Below are 16,589 nucleotides of genomic sequence, written 5' to 3' on the forward strand. Positions count from 1 at the left end.
ACCCTAATGACTAGTTATCGGACATCAATCAGAAAACTTCAGGTAGCAGAAGCGTGATCTCGAGCACAGAGCGAGAAAAATCAATTACCTATCGACTATTACGATAAAAGCAATTCCGGCAACGAAACAGCATGATCGAGATAAATCGTCATTATGTGTATAATGGCGGCATAAATATTGATTGCATCGGTCCGTTAAATCTAACGTACTGATTTTTAAGTTATTTAAGGTGATATAAAACATGGGATTCAAATGCGGTATTGTGGGCTTGCCTAACGTGGGTAAATCCACCCTGTTCAACGCGTTGACACAAGCGGGCATCGAAGCAGCTAACTTCCCGTTCTGCACCATTGAGCCCAATACGGGTGTGGTGCCAATGCCGGATCCGCGTCTGGACCAACTGGCCGAGATAGTTAAACCTCAGCGCATCTTACCAACCACGATGGAATTCGTTGATATCGCGGGCTTGGTTAAAGGGGCATCCAAAGGTGAAGGCCTAGGTAACCAATTTCTGACCAATATTCGTGAAACTGAAGCGATTGGCCATGTGGTGCGTTGCTTTGAAAATGACAATATCATCCATGTTGCTGGCAAAGTTGATCCAGCGGATGACATTGACACCATCAATACTGAATTGGCCCTTTCCGACCTGGAAACTTGCGAACGTGCTATTCATCGGGTGCAGAAGAAAGCCAAAGGTGGCGATAAAGACGCTAAAGCCGAACTGGAAGCACTGGAAAAATGTCTGCCACATTTAGAGAATGCCGGCATGTTGCGCGCGCTGAATCTCACAGCAGAAGATAAAGCAGCCATCCGTTATCTGAGCTTCCTGACACTGAAACCCACGATGTACATTGCTAACGTCAATGAAGATGGTTTCGAAAATAACCCCTATCTGGATCAGGTGCGGGCTATCGCCGCAGCTGAAGGTTCTGTCGTCGTAGCCGTTTGTGCGGCAGTCGAATCTGATATTGCCGAACTGGAAGATGAAGACCGCGCTGAGTTTATGGCTGAATTGGGTATTGAAGAGCCCGGCCTGAACCGGGTGATCCGCGCCGGTTATGAATTACTGAATCTGCAAACCTATTTCACCGCCGGTGTTAAAGAAGTTCGCGCCTGGACTATTCCGGTTGGCGCAACCGCCCCACAAGCCGCAGGTAAAATTCACACTGACTTCGAAAAAGGCTTTATCCGCGCCCAAACTATTGCTTTTGATGACTTTATTACCTACAAAGGTGAGCAAGGCGCGAAAGAAGCTGGGAAAATGCGCTCCGAGGGTAAAGATTACATCGTCAAAGATGGCGATGTGATGAACTTCTTGTTCAACGTCTAAATGGTTCCTGTTGTCTCATTAGTTCTCACTGAATCTCATTAAGACTAACAAAACCCATAAAATCCACGCAATTGCGTGGATTTTTCATTTCATAATATCTCAACTCATCTCGTAACAACGCTGTCAAAAATGAGTACATGAATGAGTACAACATTCTTCCACCTTCATTTTAAGTGAGTACAATAACGGTATAATAAATATACAATAAATTGTTATGCTCACAGATACACAATGCCGCACTGCTAAGCCGAAAGAAAAGCTTTACCGGCTCAATGACTTCGATGGCCTGTACCTCGAAGTCAAACCCAACGGTCAAACTTGCCGAAGCTCGCGAGAAATGCGAGCAAGCACGTAAGCAAGTCGCAGATGGAGTTAGCCCGACACGGGCTCGTCATATCGCGAATGCTATATTTGTTCTTCACCCTCAGTTCAATGATTTTGTTGTGCAACTGCAGGTCAGCTTGGCTACCTTTGAATCTCCCCGCCGTTTTAGCCTGAGTGATGCCCTCTTCCTGTCGCCGGCGTCGGTCTTCATAATCTTTACGTGCAATGGCCGCCAACATATCCAGCATCATACCATTGATGGCATTTAACATGTTCTTGGTGAATTGGTCACTGGTATTGACAAAAAAACACCGTATGGCTGGTTGGCAAATCCAGGCTAACCACAATCAAGCTCTTCTCCAAGATTAACACCTTCAATTTCTACAAGCCTTCATCATCGAGTCGAGAAAGCCGGTCTACTTGTTCGATAAGAATAATGTCACGGGGGCAGCGTCATCGAGCAGTCTTAACGGGTTTGTTGCAAAAAATGGTCACGTATTCAATGTGTAGATAGGGTCATTGCAGGTAATGCTCACGCTCAATGAACGTGCCGATTATCTTGTCATGCATTTCTGCCGATTTTGAGTACCCAAGCGTTTTGCGATTCAGTCGTTTTAACCGGTTACGAAGATTCAGGTTTTTGCGTTCAATCCGCTGGGTGTAAAGCTTACCTGTGATGTCTTTTGTAGCCGGTAACATCTCATAAGCACTGAAGTTGTCTGTACACCAGAAGGCGACTCTGAAGCCCGACAGTAAACCCAGTAATTTGCACTGCGTCATTTTGCTCCTGCGCCCAAAAGCATGAGCAACAATACGTTTGAGACGAGGCTCCCATGCATACCACAGCCAACGCTGACGCTTTTTATTGCCAACAAACGACCACATTTCATCAACTTCACAGATAAGCTGAATTTGCAGGTTATCCAGAGGAAGCGTGGTTACAACTCTCGGCGAGAGTTTTTTAGTGTGCGCACAACGGCATTAATGCTGATATGTAAAGCTCGGGCAGTGTCTCGAATACCGGCATTGTTCATTGCAAGGTCGACAATTTGTGATTTCATGCCGGGTTGGCAGGCGCGATAAGCATAATCGAGCTGGAAAGTACGGCAGCACGACTGGCACCGATAGCGCTGAAGTTTGGCCTTACCCAGGCCATGCTTTTTAACAGATTCGATTTGCTCACAAAACGTGCATTTTACGTCAACTTTAGCCATCAGATGCACACTTCAAAAAGAGTGATTCTACCGCATGATCAACACATTGAATACTTGACCTATTTTTCCTGACGCTGCCCACTGAAGAGGTAATCCACACCACTGATTTCAAAATCAAAAATGTCAGCCAAAATAAAGATGCAATTCATATTGATTATGAACATAAGGATTTCGATGTCACGGTGGTGCTTAACATCCTCAAAGGGAAGTATGCCAGCATTGACTACACCATCCAGGCGAGAGGTGAACCACGGGAGGTCGCCAAAATCACGTTCTTCCCCACCAAAGGTCAGTCGCAAGCACCTTATGTTGATGGCGCTATTAATAGCTCCCCCATCATCGCCGACAGTTTTTTTATACTGCCGGAAAAACCCATCGTTAATACTTATGCATATGAAACAACAACCCACCTGAATGTTGAGCTTAAAACGCCGATTAAGACAGATGTGCCCGTGACCTTTACCACCTATTTCGGCACCTTTGAAGAAGCAAATCAGCTGCGCCGCAACTTCAATCAATTCATTAACACCATGCGGGCGCGGCCGTATCAACCCTATCTTCACTACAATAGCTGGATGGATATTGGTTTTTTCACAACCTATACCGAGCAAGAAGTGCTCGACCGAATGGACACTTATGCCCACGAACTCATCAAAAAACGCGGCGTGAAATTGGATGGTTTTCTGCTGGATGATGGCTGGGATGACCGCACCGGAAAATGGCTGTTTGGCCCGGCGTTCAGCAACGGATTTGGCGTCGTGAAACAGAAAGCTGACAGCCTGCATACCTCCGTTGGTTTATGGCTATCCCCGTGGGGCGGATATAATAAACCACGTGATATTCGTGTTTCACATGCAAAAGAGAGTGGCTTCGAAACCGTTGATGGGAAGTTCGCGCTCTCCGGCCCTAATTATTTCCGTAATTTTAATGAGCAGATTATTAAACTCATCCAAAATGAACATATCACCTCCTTCAAGCTGGACGGTATGGGCAACGCCAATACCTATATTAAGGGCAGCCAGTTTGCTTCTGACTTTGACGCCTCCATCGAACTGATTAAAAACATGCGCGCGGTCAATAACGAGCTGTTTATCAACCTGACAACCGGCACCAATGCCAGCCCCTCGTGGCTATTTTACGCAGATTCTATCTGGCGTCAGGGCGATGATATCAATGTCTTTGGCAAAGGCTCCCCCGCCCAACAGTGGATGACCTACCGAGATGCCGAAACCTACCGCTCCATTGCGCGCAAAGGGCCGCTGTTCCCGATAAACTCACTGATGTACCACGGCATTGTCAGTGCCGAAAATGCCTATTTTGGCCTGGAAAAAGTACAAACCGACCGGGACTCAGCTACAGGAGCTCTACATCACACCATCAATGCTCAACAGTAATAAATGGGACACTCTGGCAAATGCCGCTAAATGGTCGCGGGAAAATAGCGCGGTTCTGGTAGATACCCACTGGGTTGGCGGTGACCCTACGGCACTGGATATTTATGGTTGGGCATCATGGAGCCCAAATAAAGCCATTCTGGGCCTGCGTAACCCATCGGATAAAGCGCAAAGTTACTATTTAGATTTGGCGAAAAGCTTCGAAACGCCAAGTGACGCCCCCGCCCATTTCACTCTCAAACCGGTCTACGGCACCAATGCATCACTGGTCAAAGATTACCTCGCCCCGGTGATTATCACCTTACAACCCCTTGAAACCTTGGTCATTGAAGCCCGCCCCATAGCTAACATAAAATAATCTTCACCTCATCGTCAGGCCTGATAACCGCGGTTATCAAGCCTGCCTCGAGTCAAATTCTTAGCAATAATCCGGTTCTGGCTTTTGACGCCTATAGCTCAAATGTTACTATAGGCAGCTGAGGGAATTTGACATCACGATGACAAAGGAAACGTTTTGAACACGAAAAGCGCAATGCGGTTGTGGCCACGGTTGGCGGTATATGCGATGGCTATCTTGTTATTAGCTGGGTGCTCAAATAAATCAAATCGTGACTATGCCAAACTGCCAAAAGGCAGTTACAACGACAAATCCTATACCGTTAAAAAGGGTGATACCCTCTATTTCATTGCTTGGATAAGTGACAGTGAAGTGAGTGACATTGCGCGTATCAACAAACTAAAACCCCCTTATAGACTGGAAGTCGGGCAAAAACTGCAACTCGAGAGTTCCACGTCGACCGGGCGTTTGACATCAAATAAACGTAAATCCTCGAACACCGCACTGGCAAAATCAACGCCTCCGCCAGGCGCGAGCCGCTGCTGGCGTTGGCCCACCAGCGGGCAGGTCATCTCCAAATATTCTACTGCTGATGGCGGCAACAAAGGGATTGATATTGCAGGTAAACGCGGGCAGCCCGTCTATGCATCAGCCAAAGGGCGGGTGGTGTACGTCGGGAATCAACTACGCGGTTATGGCAATCTCATCATGATTAAGCACGGTGAAGATTTCATCACAGCTTACGCCCATAACGACACCATGCTGGTGAAGAATGCTCAGGATGTGAAAGCCGGGCAGAAGATTGCCACCATGGGCAGCACCGGAACAGACACCCTAATGCTGCATTTTCAAATTCGTTATCGCGCAACGGCACTTGACCCACTGCGTTACTTGCCTGCCCAAGGAACCTCACCTAAGTGTTAGTCAAACAGAAGCGCTCCCGTCATGTTAGACGGTTACAGCAACACAAAAGGCCCCTTTTCAGGGGCCTTAGTTCTTAAAACTTGCGGCGGTTTTACGCTAAAATCTGTTTCACAAAGGCTTTAATTTCTTCAACCTGACAGTTGTCGAAGAAGCACTGTTGGAAACGTTCACCGCTCACGGCTGTTTTCACCAATTCTGGATCAATTGCACGCAATGTATCCAGATAGTTTTCTTTCACCACTGCCGCTTTCACTTGGTTCAAAATACCGGCATTACGGACTTGCGGCTCTTTACGATCCAGTGGGTAACCTTCACCTTTCACGCCAGTAAAGGCTTTCTCAAAGATGTAACGCACATTCAGCTCAGCACCCCAGCCAAACCCTTTGGCGAATGGCAGTGACAGTGCATTACCATTGTTAATTTGAGCAAACAGGAAAGCATCTGCCGGATCGATGCAATAACCGCACACGACACCAGGATGAATGTTCAATGACATCATTGCGCCCTGACCGGTGCCACAACCCGTCACCACGAAATCAACAGCTTTAGAGTTAAGCAGGATGCTGGCCATAATCCCCAGATGGATATAAGTCAGGTGATGGTCATTTTCATCACTCATACCTACGTTGTATACCGGGTACGCTTTTTCCGAAGCCACCGCGTTCAGCTCTTTCAGAATAATAGCGTTTTTAGTTGCCTGACTGTTTTCCATCATCAGTGCAATTTTCATTATGTTCTCTCCGATTGGGTCAATGAAACAAAATCCATTGAATGTATTGTTTGGCTTGATTATAGCGAACATAGCACTAGTAAAACAACATTTCAATTTTAATGAAAATTAGTTCTACAGCCATCACAAATCACAATCACCCACCCACCCAAGGGTGCCAATGAAAGACTTCAGTGTCGAGCCTGCCCCTCGGCAATCAACCCGCCCATCAGATGAACTTTAATGTCTCTGATTCAGGGCAAAATGGCAGGATAACAACAGGGTAAATCAGGCTGCTATCTAAAACTAAAGCCGCGTCATTGGCTAGCGCGGCTTTTTTATATTTTAGTGATGTAACATCTCGTGAATAATATCATTTTTATCTTGAGATATCGGATAAAAGGTTGGCCAATTATCCATTTCTTTAAGCAGTTTCTCTTGTGACTCGTTACCCATGTAAATATGAAAATGATGGGATTTTTGCGGTTCAATAATATGGTCACTAAATTGAACATATTTGGGGGCTTTAGAGTGAGTATCTTTACATTCGTATAAATAACGCACACCTTTCTTTCCAGAATCATAATGCATTATTTTCAAGCCAGCGTAGCTGTATTGGCAGGAGTTAACAGCTTCAGGGGTATGGAAATCAATAGTGTTATTTTCAATACCAATCATCGTGATATCAGTGGCATAACCCTTTTTGTAATATTCTCTATATTCCTCAATTGTTTTATTTTGACTCTTTTTCGCTTTATTGGCCAAGACGGGATCTAAATCCCCCTGTAATAAATAAGGATTGATAGATTGCCAAACGCCATCCCAGTTACTCAGTGGCCTGTCTTTCACATCTTTATCTGCAAAAATACCCTCACTCGCTCTACGCGCACTTTCCGATTGTTGCTGCTCATGACCATGACTATGTTTACCATGAGCGAATGAATTAAAACTGGTCAATACCACACAAAGACTAAGAGGCATGATGAATAGATAAGGCAATTTCTTTGGCATGAATCACTCCTGACTGATTGTTAGTTATGTAATGTTATATTATTACACAACTAGCAATCAATCGTTATTCACGACAAATGACTAACGTTTTTTACGATTACGGTGCATATCAATAGCCACTGCGCTAACAATAATAACCCCTTTGATAATGTCCTGAATGTATGAATCTACGCCAATAAATGTAAAACCACTCTTGATAAGCCCCAAGATAACCGCCCCAATAACCGTGCCAGTGATACGGCCCACACCGCCCATCAGGCTACTACCGCCAATAACTGCGGCAGCGATCGCATCTAGCTCATATGATTGACCCATGCTAGATTGCCCGCTACTCACACGCGCTGCCAACACCACCCCGGCCAACCCTGCAAGCCCTCCGGCAATGGTATAAACCAGCACCAGATATTTATTAACATTAATACCCGAAACTTTCGCAGAAATCATATTGCCACCAATGGCATATACATATTTTCCATAGCGAGTATGTCTTAGGGCGATATGAAAAATCACGGCAACAACCAAGAAAATAATTACCGGCATTGCTCCCTGACCAATCGCCGTAAAATCATCCGAAAGGAAACTCACAGGGTTACCCTTGGTATAATATTGAGCAAGCCCTCGAGCAGAAACCATCATCCCCAGTGTTGCAATAAACGGCGGGATCCCCGTACGGGTGATCAAAAAACCATTAATAAAGCCGCATATTATCCCAACACCTATTCCAGCTGTAATGGGAATAGCTGCAGGCAAATCCAATAAATGGGGATACATAGGTGCAATACTGTCTGATGTTTGCGCCAAACTGGCGGCCACCACGGCGGTTAAGGCAATTAAAGAACCCGATGAGAGATCAATACCGGTAGTAATAATAACTTGAGTAACCCCAACGGCAATAATACCAATAATGGCAACCTGCAAAATAATTAATAATAATCGGTTGGGGTTGAGTAAAAAGGATTGATCGCGGATAAACCAGCCTAAAAACTCAAAGATTAATGCAATACCAATCATGACAATAAAAATACCGGTATCTTTAGGTAACTTACCCTTTATCCCAGACATAAACGAATATTCTTTTATCGAATCAGCCGCTGGTGATTTATCAATTTTAATGTTATTCATTATCATAACCCTTCTACAATTATTCAGAGGCCAGTGCCATTATTCTCTCTTGACTCGCATCTTGCTTATCTAATATTCCCGTAATATGGCCTCCATGCATGACCATAACTCTGTCACTCATGCCGAGAACTTCAGGTAGTTCCGAAGAAACTAAAATAATAGCGACACCCCGGTTTGCCAGCTCACTAATTAAACGATATATTTCTGCTTTTGCCCCAACATCAATACCGCGAGTAGGTTCATCAAGAATTAGTATCTTAGGTTGAGCTAATAGCCAACGAGCAATTAAGACTTTCTGTTGGTTTCCTCCACTCAGATTATTAATAATTTGATCCATGGTTGGAGTTTTGATATTTAATTTTTTAATCTGCTCCATACAGTCTTGTGCCATTTGGTCATGACTGACAAAGCCTTTTTTATTAATATATTCAGAAAGGTTGACAATACTCATATTTTCAACCACAGATAGCACGAGAAATAGTCCCGACTTTTTGCGATCTTCCGTCAAAAAAGCTAATCCTTGCTCAATGGCTTTTGATGGGGAATCAATATTAGCAGGTAAGCCCTCAATGAAAATTTCACCACTATCCGCTGGGTGCATACCAAATAAGCTTTCCATCACTTCACTGCGGCCTGCTCCGACCAATCCAGCAACACCCAATATTTCGCCACGTTTCACAGAAAATGAAATATCGCGGAATAGGCCAGCACGCTGTAGCCCACTGACTTTCAGCACTTCCTCACCAATATTATTATTAAATTTGGGGAACATATGAGTCAGCTCACGCCCCACCATCATGGTAATTAATGATTGCTTGGTTAAATTTTCGGTCTTATCAGTGGCCACCAACAGACCATCACGGAAAATACTGACTTCATCCGTAATTTCAAAAATCTCATCCATTTTATGGCTAATATAAATAATGCCTTTCCCTTGTTCTTTTAATTCCTTAATGATAGCAAAAAGGTGGAAAACCTCACCTTCTGTCAAGGCCGATGTCGGTTCATCCATAATCAACACATCAGCATCATAGGAGACAGCCTTAGCAATTTCGACCATCTGCTGACTGGCAATATTTAAGTCTCCGACAATCATATCTGGTTTTAATTTTATATTAAGATATTGTAATAAATCTTGTGTTTTGCTATTCAGTAAATCATGATTAACGAGCCCATAATGGACAGGCTCTCTCCCTAACCAAATATTTTCCGCAACAGTCATATGTGGAACTAAATTTAACTCCTGATGAATCATTGCAATTCCAGCATGGAGTGCATCTAAAGTATCGTTAAAAGTAACTGTCTCACCTCTTACTTTTATCGTTCCCTCATCCGGGTGATATATACCAATCAAGCATTTCATCAATGTTGACTTTCCCGCACCATTCTCTCCCATTAATGCATGGACACTGCCTGGTTTTATTTTAATGCCCACTTTATTCAGTGCCTTTACACCAGGAAATTGCTTACTGATGCTTTCAGCTTCGAGAATGTAAGGATACATATCATCATCTCCATAATCATCTCAACACTTTCATTTTGGTAAAATACCGAGTTTATCAATTGAATAAACTCGGTGTATTTATCCATTAGAATCGAGTAATACACATTTTATTTTATGTGTAATTCTAGTCTTAAAAATATTACCTATTCCATGAGTGTTATTTACGCCCTATCCGGCACCGTAAATTATTTATTTCTTATTTTTATTCGCGAAGTCTTGATAATTATCTTTAGTTATAAGCTGATAAGGGATCATTACACTACTTTCTACTTTCTGACCTGATGCTAATTTAATCGCAGTATCTACCGCGCCCTCACCCTGCCCTTTCGCATCCTGGAAAATACTGACATTAAGATCGCCTTTCTTAATAAATTCGAGTGCATCTGGCGTACCATCAATACCGCCAATTACGACACCTTTTTTCTTTGCCTGTTTCAATGCAAGGATAGCGCCAATGGCCATTTCATCATTATTTGAGGCAATCGCATCAATTTGCTGTCCAGAGAGGATCCAATCTGTCGTGACATCCACCGCTTCTTTACGGAAGAATTTCGCTGTTTGTTTATCAATAATATGAATATCTGGGTACTGAGCTGCAACTTTCTCGACACCGCGGGTTCTGTCGCGGGTGGCCTCACTGGAGAGTTCGCCCATAAGAATCATGACATTGCCTTTTCCCCCCATCAATTTTGCCAGCTCCTCCATCTGTAGCCGTCCTGCAAGTTCAGAATCTGAACCCACATAGGCCATACCTGCTGGCAAGGTTATCTCCGGGCGACGATTCACAAAAACCAGTGGGATTTTTGCCTGCTCCGCTAATTTAATCATCGGCTTCACGCCCTGAGTATCAACCGGGTTCAGAATGATGGCATCAACCCCTTGGCTGACAAAGTTTTCTACCTGCTGAATTTGTTGAGCAATATCTCCTTTTGCATCTTCAAACTGCCCAGAAACATTGCCCTCTTCTTTCATTTTATTTTGCATTGCCTGACGTAATATTGTCAGGAAATTGTCATCGAAGTAAGCCATGGAAACCCCGATTTTAAGATCTTTAGCATAGGCGCCCAGTGGCAGCATACAGATAGCAAGTGAGGCAATAATGATTTTTTTCAGCTTCATGATCTATACCCTTAAATAATGGAATGCATAAACATATCGGTGCCTTTATATTGAAAATATTTTTTTACAATGACTTAACTCAGCACAGCGTAAACATCGCTATATTAGGCACTTCAATGCGCTTTCCGTGAATGAAACTGCCCCATCCCCGGCCTAATCTTTACAAATAAGTAAGTTAAAACAATAAATTACTCTTTTATTATTTTACTACTGCCATCTCTCCTTTCTTTTTTAAACGTTTATTTCAAAATTAAGATTATTGAAATTTTTAACACCAAACAACCGAAATGTGTGTTTTGAACCTGACAAATAACAAAACTATGACAGGGATCTAACAAATGCTGTTAATTTGAGCGCTTCGGAGGGGTAAACACGAGACTTCGCAAGCAACAAAGCCGCGAGATATCATTAAAGAAGTGAGAAAGAGAAGGTAAGAATAATGGGAGAAAGCGATAGAGTAATGGCCACTGTACATTCAGGGCCATTACTTTCGCGCCCAAATTTATATTAACAATTACAATCAATAGATAACGGAAACTGCCAATACTTGAAATGAACAAAGCAATATATGAGTTACCGCTCAGGGAACAAACTTACCCACAATAAACAGCTGTCGGTAACCAGTGGCTGCAATTGCCCCCCTTTAATAGCTGGCCGCCACCAGCACCCTTGCGAAGCAGCAAGTTCATGTGTTTCGGTATGGCTGATAAGCCATTTCCCTCTCACAACATAGATTAAACCACCGTGCGATGCCGGTAGTTCTTGTTGCGATTGAATCGGCATTACACTCGCCTGCCAGCACCCCCGCCGAGTCATGATATTAAAATCTTGGCTACTTCCCCCGAGTAAGCGAGCATGAATGGGAATATCACCAGGAAACGTAAAAGGCTGTAATGGTGTTGAAAGTGTATGGGCCTCCCAATCTGGGCTGGAAAGCACAACCCCATCACCCGATAGTAATGTTATAGACCGGTCAATATCTGGAAATACTGAAAATGGGCCATCCTGTTCAATCGTCGCGATACTGGCACGCCAGGCAAAATCATCTCCCCCGACGGGCCAACAGGCGATTTCACGGGTTTCGCCACCACCATTTCGCCAGCGGCTAACCGGTAAATCAGCAAAATCAAAAGCAGTAAAGCTCATCAGACCTCCTGTTGACAGGCTTTTAATAGCGCCAGAAAAGCCTGTGCAGTTTGCTGTTGCATTGGGTGATATCTATCCACTATTACTGCTTTGCCTGCCACATAAACATCCCGAATTTGCGATTTATCCCCCGCAAATAACCACCGATTCAAGAGTGAAGCAGATTCCGTGCCAGCGATATAAGGATCATCGCCATCTAAAACTAACCAGTCAGCTCGGTAACCTTCCGCTAGCTGACTGATATTACGACCACAAGCTTGCCGGCCCCCGGCTAAAGCTTGGGTATAAAGTAGATTAGCCACCGCTGGATACTGTTCATTTATCAGGCGATTACGGCGTTGATCACGCAAGCGCTGCCCATACTCAAGCCAGCGTAGCTCCTCCACAACATTCAGAGAAACATGGCTATCAGAGCCAATCCCCCAACACCCTTGATGATTTAAAAAATCTACTGCCGGAAAGATACCGTCCCCCAGATTGGCTTCTGTCGTTGGGCATAATCCGGCTACCGCCTGACTTTTAGCCAACCGCACAAGCTCAGACTCATCTAGATGTGTAGCATGAACCAGACACCATCGGCTATCGACCGATAAATGGTCATACAGCCATGCCACTGGCCGTTGGCCACTCCAGGCAATACAGTCGTTAACCTCTTTTTGTTGCTCCGCGATATGAATGTGTACCGGTAATTTGTTATCCGAAGCCTGCAAAACTTCCTGCATCTGGCTCAACTCGACAGCACGCAATGAGTGAAAGCATAAACCGTGGTTTTGTAGCGGCTGATTTGCCAGTTGTTTACTGATAACTTGCTGCTGTTTGAGATAGTTTTCTGTCGTTTGAATAAAGCGCCGTTGCCCCTGTTGAGCAGGTTCACCACCAAACCCCGCATAACTATACAAGACGGGTAATAAAGTCATTCCGATTCCCACATCATGCGCAGCCTGGCTGAGTTGCGATGCCATTTCGCCTGGATTGCAGTATGGATTGCCATCAGCACTGTGGTGTAAATAATGGAATTCTGCGACCTGGGTATAGCCGCCTTTCAACATTTCGATATACAGCTGGCGGGCAATCACGCCAACTTGTTCTGGTGTCAATTGCTGAACTAGTCGATACATTAAATCTCGCCAAGTCCAAAAACTATCCTGCGGATTACCTGCTATTTCGGCCAATCCGGACATCATGCGTTGAAAAGCATGGGAGTGGAGATTCGGCATGCCAGGGACTATTGGCCCGGAAAGAATCTGACAACCGGCGTCACTGCTGCCTGTCATAATGTGCTGAATATTCCCCAGCTCGTTAACCGTAATCTGTACATCATTCGCCCATCCATCGGCTAAAAAAGCGCGTTTGGTAAAATAAACTGGCATAGCGATATCCCAATATTTAGTTCAGAGTCAAACGCGCTGAGCAGCAGCTGCGTCAATTAATTAAATCACCCACTTGTATATACATATACACACGCTAAATTCAACCGTAGACTTAGCGTATAATTTCTTATCAGACGAGGTTAACGTCGTGGCGGAACAGCAAACGGCCTTACAATTAAGTCCCGCAATGGACGATACCCCTGCACCTATTTATCAACGGGTTAAGTTGGCGATCATCCGCCAAATCAGAACCGGTGTCTGGCAACCCCATCAACGCGTCCCTTCTGAGAGTGAGCTGGTCACTGAGTTAGGCGTCAGTCGCATGACTATCAACCGGGCGCTACGTGAGCTCACCAGTGAAGGTTTTCTCATCCGTATGCAAGGCGTCGGCACCTTTGTTTCTGAAGCAAAAGCGCACAGTGCCTTACTGGAAGTTCATAATATTGCTGACGAAATCACTGCACGTGGTCATCGTCACCGCTGTAAAATCTTGCAGTTAGAGGCGCGCCCAGCAAGCTCTGAAGAGGCTATCGCGCTAGGTATTCAGCCCGGCCAGCAACTGTTCTACTCGCAAATTGTTCATTATGAAAATGACGTTCCCATTCAGGTAGAGAATCGTTGCGTCAATCCAAGTACCGCGCCTGATTATATGAAGCAGGATTTCAACCAGATAACCCCTTACAGCTACCTTACCCAAGCCGCTCCGCTGACTGAGGGTGAGCATATTGTTGAAGCCGTGATCCCAAATCCACTTGAGCGCCAGTTGTTACAACTAGGTGAAAATGAACCCTGTCTACTTATCCGCCGGAGAACCTGGTATGGAAAAGCAATCGTGACGGCTGCTCAACTGCTTTATCCTGGCTCCCGCTATCAACTCTATGGCCGTTTTACCCCACAAGGTACCGTCACGTCCTGAACAATTTTTTTTCTCTTCAAGAACTGCGAAGTGTTACGCAATTGTTTAAATCCCTATCTTGCCGATAGTGAATTTATGCGCTAGGTTGTCCATGATTGTATATACAACTTAATTCTGTACATCTTAGGGAGTCAGATGGTGTCAATAATTCACTGCGACAGTTTGTGGTACGGTGCCGATATCGTGACCATGCGTGGGGGGAAATATCACCTGGTTCCGCAAGGCGCTATGGCGGTTACTGAGGGTAGAATAGTCTGGATCGGGCCATATAATGAGTTACCCGAACTCAATGCCGCACGTGAAGTCGTCTATCCCGGCGGCTTGATCACTCCCGGATTGATTGATTGTCATACACATTTGGTCTTTGGTGGTGATAGAAGTGCCGAATTTGAGCAACGTCTTAATGGTGTCAGCTACGCAGAAATTGCGGCTAGTGGTGGCGGTATTGTGTCAACGGTCAGAGCAACGCGAAATACCAGTGAACAACAATTATTAGAACAAGCTCTATTTCGCCTAAAACCCCTACTTGCAGAGGGTGTGACCTGCATTGAAATTAAATCCGGTTACGGCCTTAGTCTTGAAAGTGAAATGAAGATGCTCCGCGTGGCGCGCCAGTTAGGTGAGTTATTGCCAGTGACGGTTAAGACCACCTGTCTGGCCGCTCATGCTTTGCCAGCCGAGTTTGCTGGCCGTGATGATGACTATATTGATTTTGTTTGTGACACTATCATTCCTGAAGTCGCAAACAAAAAGTTAGCTGATGCGGTGGATGCATTTTGTGAGCATCTGGCATTTTCACCGGCTCAAGTTGAGCGCGTATTCTTAGCGGCGCAGCAAGCTGGTTTACCCGTAAAATTACATGCTGAACAGCTCTCATCACTAAATGGCAGCACTCTTGCGGCCAAATTTAATGCCTTATCGGCGGATCATCTTGAATACGCTGCAGAGTCAGATGTTCAGGCTATGGCTAATGCCGGTACTGTCGCGGTATTGTTGCCCGGAGCTTATTATTTATTGCGCGAGACACAATGCCCGCCAGTGGAATTGTTTCGCCAATATAACGTACCAATGGCATTGGCCAGTGACGCCAACCCGGGAACCTCTCCCGCGCTCTCCCTGCGGTTAATGCTTAATATGGCATGTACATTATTCCGCATGACGCCAGAGGAAGCGCTAGCGGGCGTAACTTGTCATGCCGCACAAGCTTTGGGATTACAAGATACTCAGGGAACACTGGAAACGGGTAAATGGGCAAATTGGGTTCATTGGCCATTATCCCGCCCTGCTGAATTGGCTTACTGGCTAGGTGGTCAACTACCTGTGTCTGTGGTTTTTCAAGGAGATACCCGTCTATGAATCTAATTGATCCACTTAGCTTCCAAGCTGGAAAATTGCCGTTATTAATCAGCATTCCACATGCGGGAACGCGATTGACTCCAGCTGTTGAGGCCGGGTTGACAGATGCGGCTCGCCCTCTATCAGATACCGACTGGCATATACCTCGTCTCTATGACTTCGCCCATAACATTGGTGCCAGCATAGTTATCGGGAATTACTCCCGTTTAGTGGTTGATCTGAACCGCCCCGAAGATGATCAACCGCTCTATACTAGCGCGACCACGGGGTTGTTCCCTGAAACACTGTTCGATGGACGGCCATGCTTTATGCCGGGCAAAACCCCCTCGCCACAAGAACGTCAATCCTATCTGTTACATATTTGGCGGCCTTACCACCAACAACTGCAAGGGGAACTGGCACGTCTTAAAGCCAAATTTGGCTATGCATTATTATTGGATGCGCATTCGATTGCCTCGGTTATTCCGAGACTGTTTGATGGACAACTGCCAGACTTGAATTTTGGCACTAACAGCGGTGCCAGTTGTGACTCATCATTAAGTAAGCAACTAATAGAATGTTGCGAACAGCAATCGACATTTAGTCATATATTAAATGGCCGCTTTAAAGGTGGTTATATAACTCGAGCATATGGTTTACCACATAGCCACCAACACGCGGTGCAACTTGAATTATCACAGTTAAATTATATGTCTGAAACTGAACCTTATTCCTATTTACCAGCACAAGCGAGTCACTTACAAAAATTACTCCAACAGCTGGTAAACACCATGCTGGCATGGGGTGAACAGCACTATTCGCGCTGATTGG

Annotated in this window: 13 protein-coding genes and 3 pseudogenes; 7 read left to right on the top strand and 9 right to left on the bottom strand. The window is 45.0% G+C overall.

Annotated elements, in window-relative coordinates; all coding sequences use genetic code 11:
• The first annotated feature begins 241 nt into the window (after nt 1-241).
• Nucleotides 242-1,333: a redox-regulated ATPase YchF gene (gene ychF / locus D5F51_RS09830; RefSeq protein WP_013649761.1), complete on the top strand. Its 1,092-nt coding sequence runs from the start codon at nt 242-244 to the stop codon at nt 1,331-1,333.
• A 214-nt stretch (nt 1,334-1,547) separates the two neighbouring features.
• Nucleotides 1,548-1,731: pseudogene (locus tag D5F51_RS22495) on the top strand (Arm DNA-binding domain-containing protein); the annotation flags it as partial.
• Here D5F51_RS22495 and D5F51_RS09835 read toward each other — a convergent pair.
• Together D5F51_RS09835 and D5F51_RS09840 are read right to left on the bottom strand one after the other, a co-directional pair.
• Nucleotides 1,729-2,127, bottom strand: a pseudogene (locus D5F51_RS09835) (recombinase family protein); the annotation flags it as partial. The pseudogenes D5F51_RS22495 and D5F51_RS09835 sit on opposite strands and share 3 nt — an antisense overlap.
• Before the next feature lie 46 nt (nt 2,128-2,173).
• Nucleotides 2,174-2,871, bottom strand: a protein-coding gene (locus D5F51_RS09840; protein ID WP_129196425.1) for an IS1 family transposase whose coding sequence is annotated in 2 segments (ribosomal slippage) — nt 2,174-2,622 and nt 2,622-2,871 — 699 coding nt in all. Because the reading frame shifts where the segments join, the coding sequence is not laid out codon by codon here.
• Nucleotides 2,872-2,924: 53 nt separating this feature from the next.
• Between D5F51_RS09840 and D5F51_RS09845 the strand changes: the two are divergent.
• Both D5F51_RS09845 and actS read left to right on the top strand, forming a co-directional pair.
• Nucleotides 2,925-4,623, top strand: a pseudogene (locus D5F51_RS09845) (alpha-amylase family protein); the annotation flags it as partial.
• 174 nt (nt 4,624-4,797) lie between these two features.
• Nucleotides 4,798-5,526 carry an amidase activator ActS gene (gene actS, locus D5F51_RS09850; RefSeq protein WP_025378044.1) on the top strand — a complete coding sequence of 243 codons (729 nt, stop codon included), beginning with the start codon at nt 4,798-4,800 and terminating at the stop codon, nt 5,524-5,526.
• A gap of 91 nt (nt 5,527-5,617) precedes the next feature.
• Here actS and D5F51_RS09855 read toward each other — a convergent pair whose 3' ends face one another.
• The 7 genes from D5F51_RS09855 to D5F51_RS09885 form a co-directional block, all read right to left on the bottom strand.
• On the bottom strand, nt 5,618-6,256 hold the full coding sequence (locus D5F51_RS09855) for an RpiB/LacA/LacB family sugar-phosphate isomerase (protein ID WP_025378043.1): 639 nt from the start codon (nt 6,254-6,256) through the stop codon (nt 5,618-5,620).
• Nucleotides 6,257-6,580: 324 nt separating this feature from the next.
• Nucleotides 6,581-7,246, bottom strand: a complete 666-nt coding sequence (gene zinT, locus D5F51_RS09860) for a metal-binding protein ZinT (RefSeq protein ID WP_129196427.1) — start codon at nt 7,244-7,246, stop codon at nt 6,581-6,583.
• 81 nt (nt 7,247-7,327) lie between these two features.
• Nucleotides 7,328-8,368: an ABC transporter permease gene (locus tag D5F51_RS09865; RefSeq protein ID WP_087768608.1), complete on the bottom strand. Its 1,041-nt coding sequence runs from the start codon at nt 8,366-8,368 to the stop codon at nt 7,328-7,330.
• Between the two features lie 19 nt (nt 8,369-8,387).
• Nucleotides 8,388-9,872, bottom strand: coding sequence for a sugar ABC transporter ATP-binding protein (locus D5F51_RS09870; protein WP_129196429.1), 1,485 nt, complete (start codon nt 9,870-9,872; stop codon nt 8,388-8,390).
• A gap of 189 nt (nt 9,873-10,061) precedes the next feature.
• On the bottom strand, nt 10,062-10,991 hold the full coding sequence (locus tag D5F51_RS09875) for a sugar ABC transporter substrate-binding protein (protein WP_025378040.1): 930 nt from the start codon (nt 10,989-10,991) through the stop codon (nt 10,062-10,064).
• Between the two features lie 573 nt (nt 10,992-11,564).
• A complete protein-coding gene (locus D5F51_RS09880; RefSeq protein WP_129196431.1) occupies nt 11,565-12,137 on the bottom strand; it encodes a HutD/Ves family protein in 573 nt (190 codons plus the stop codon).
• Nucleotides 12,137-13,507, bottom strand: coding sequence for a formimidoylglutamate deiminase (locus D5F51_RS09885; protein ID WP_129196434.1), 1,371 nt, complete (start codon nt 13,505-13,507; stop codon nt 12,137-12,139). Before D5F51_RS09885 ends, D5F51_RS09880 begins: the two co-directional genes overlap by 1 nt.
• Nucleotides 13,508-13,655: 148 nt before the next feature.
• Here D5F51_RS09885 and hutC point away from each other — a divergent pair, with 148 nt between their 5' ends.
• The 3 genes from hutC (at nt 13,656) to hutG (ending at nt 16,585) form a co-directional block, all read left to right on the top strand.
• Nucleotides 13,656-14,423 carry a histidine utilization transcriptional repressor HutC gene (gene hutC, locus D5F51_RS09890; RefSeq protein ID WP_129196436.1) on the top strand — a complete coding sequence of 256 codons (768 nt, stop codon included), beginning with the start codon at nt 13,656-13,658 and terminating at the stop codon, nt 14,421-14,423.
• Nucleotides 14,424-14,558: 135 nt separating this feature from the next.
• Nucleotides 14,559-15,779, top strand: coding sequence for an imidazolonepropionase (gene hutI, locus D5F51_RS09895; protein WP_129196438.1), 1,221 nt, complete (start codon nt 14,559-14,561; stop codon nt 15,777-15,779).
• Nucleotides 15,776-16,585: an N-formylglutamate deformylase gene (hutG, locus tag D5F51_RS09900; protein WP_129196440.1), complete on the top strand. Its 810-nt coding sequence runs from the start codon at nt 15,776-15,778 to the stop codon at nt 16,583-16,585. Before hutI ends, hutG begins: the two co-directional genes overlap by 4 nt.
• The last annotated feature ends 4 nt before the right edge of the window (nt 16,586-16,589 follow it).

It is taken from the genome of Yersinia hibernica (genome assembly GCF_004124235.1).
GTDB classification, from domain to species: Bacteria; Pseudomonadota; Gammaproteobacteria; order Enterobacterales; family Enterobacteriaceae; genus Yersinia; species Yersinia hibernica.

Bases quoted from the DNA above. Each gene is read 5' to 3' on its own strand.
- ychF (WP_013649761.1), top strand. From the start codon at position 242: ATGGGATTCAAATGCGGTATTGTGGGCTTGCCTAACGTGGGTAAATCC.
- actS (WP_025378044.1), top strand. From the start codon at position 4,798: ATGCGGTTGTGGCCACGGTTGGCGGTATATGCGATGGCTATCTTGTTA.
- D5F51_RS09855 (WP_025378043.1), bottom strand. From the start codon at position 6,256: ATGAAAATTGCACTGATGATGGAAAACAGTCAGGCAACTAAAAACGCT.
- zinT (WP_129196427.1), bottom strand. From the start codon at position 7,246: ATGCCAAAGAAATTGCCTTATCTATTCATCATGCCTCTTAGTCTTTGT.
- D5F51_RS09865 (WP_087768608.1), bottom strand. From the start codon at position 8,368: ATGAATAACATTAAAATTGATAAATCACCAGCGGCTGATTCGATAAAA.
- D5F51_RS09870 (WP_129196429.1), bottom strand. From the start codon at position 9,872: ATGTATCCTTACATTCTCGAAGCTGAAAGCATCAGTAAGCAATTTCCT.
- D5F51_RS09875 (WP_025378040.1), bottom strand. From the start codon at position 10,991: ATGAAGCTGAAAAAAATCATTATTGCCTCACTTGCTATCTGTATGCTG.
- D5F51_RS09880 (WP_129196431.1), bottom strand. From the start codon at position 12,137: ATGAGCTTTACTGCTTTTGATTTTGCTGATTTACCGGTTAGCCGCTGG.
- D5F51_RS09885 (WP_129196434.1), bottom strand. From the start codon at position 13,507: ATGCCAGTTTATTTTACCAAACGCGCTTTTTTAGCCGATGGATGGGCG.
- hutI (WP_129196438.1), top strand. From the start codon at position 14,559: ATGGTGTCAATAATTCACTGCGACAGTTTGTGGTACGGTGCCGATATC.
- hutG (WP_129196440.1), top strand. From the start codon at position 15,776: ATGAATCTAATTGATCCACTTAGCTTCCAAGCTGGAAAATTGCCGTTA.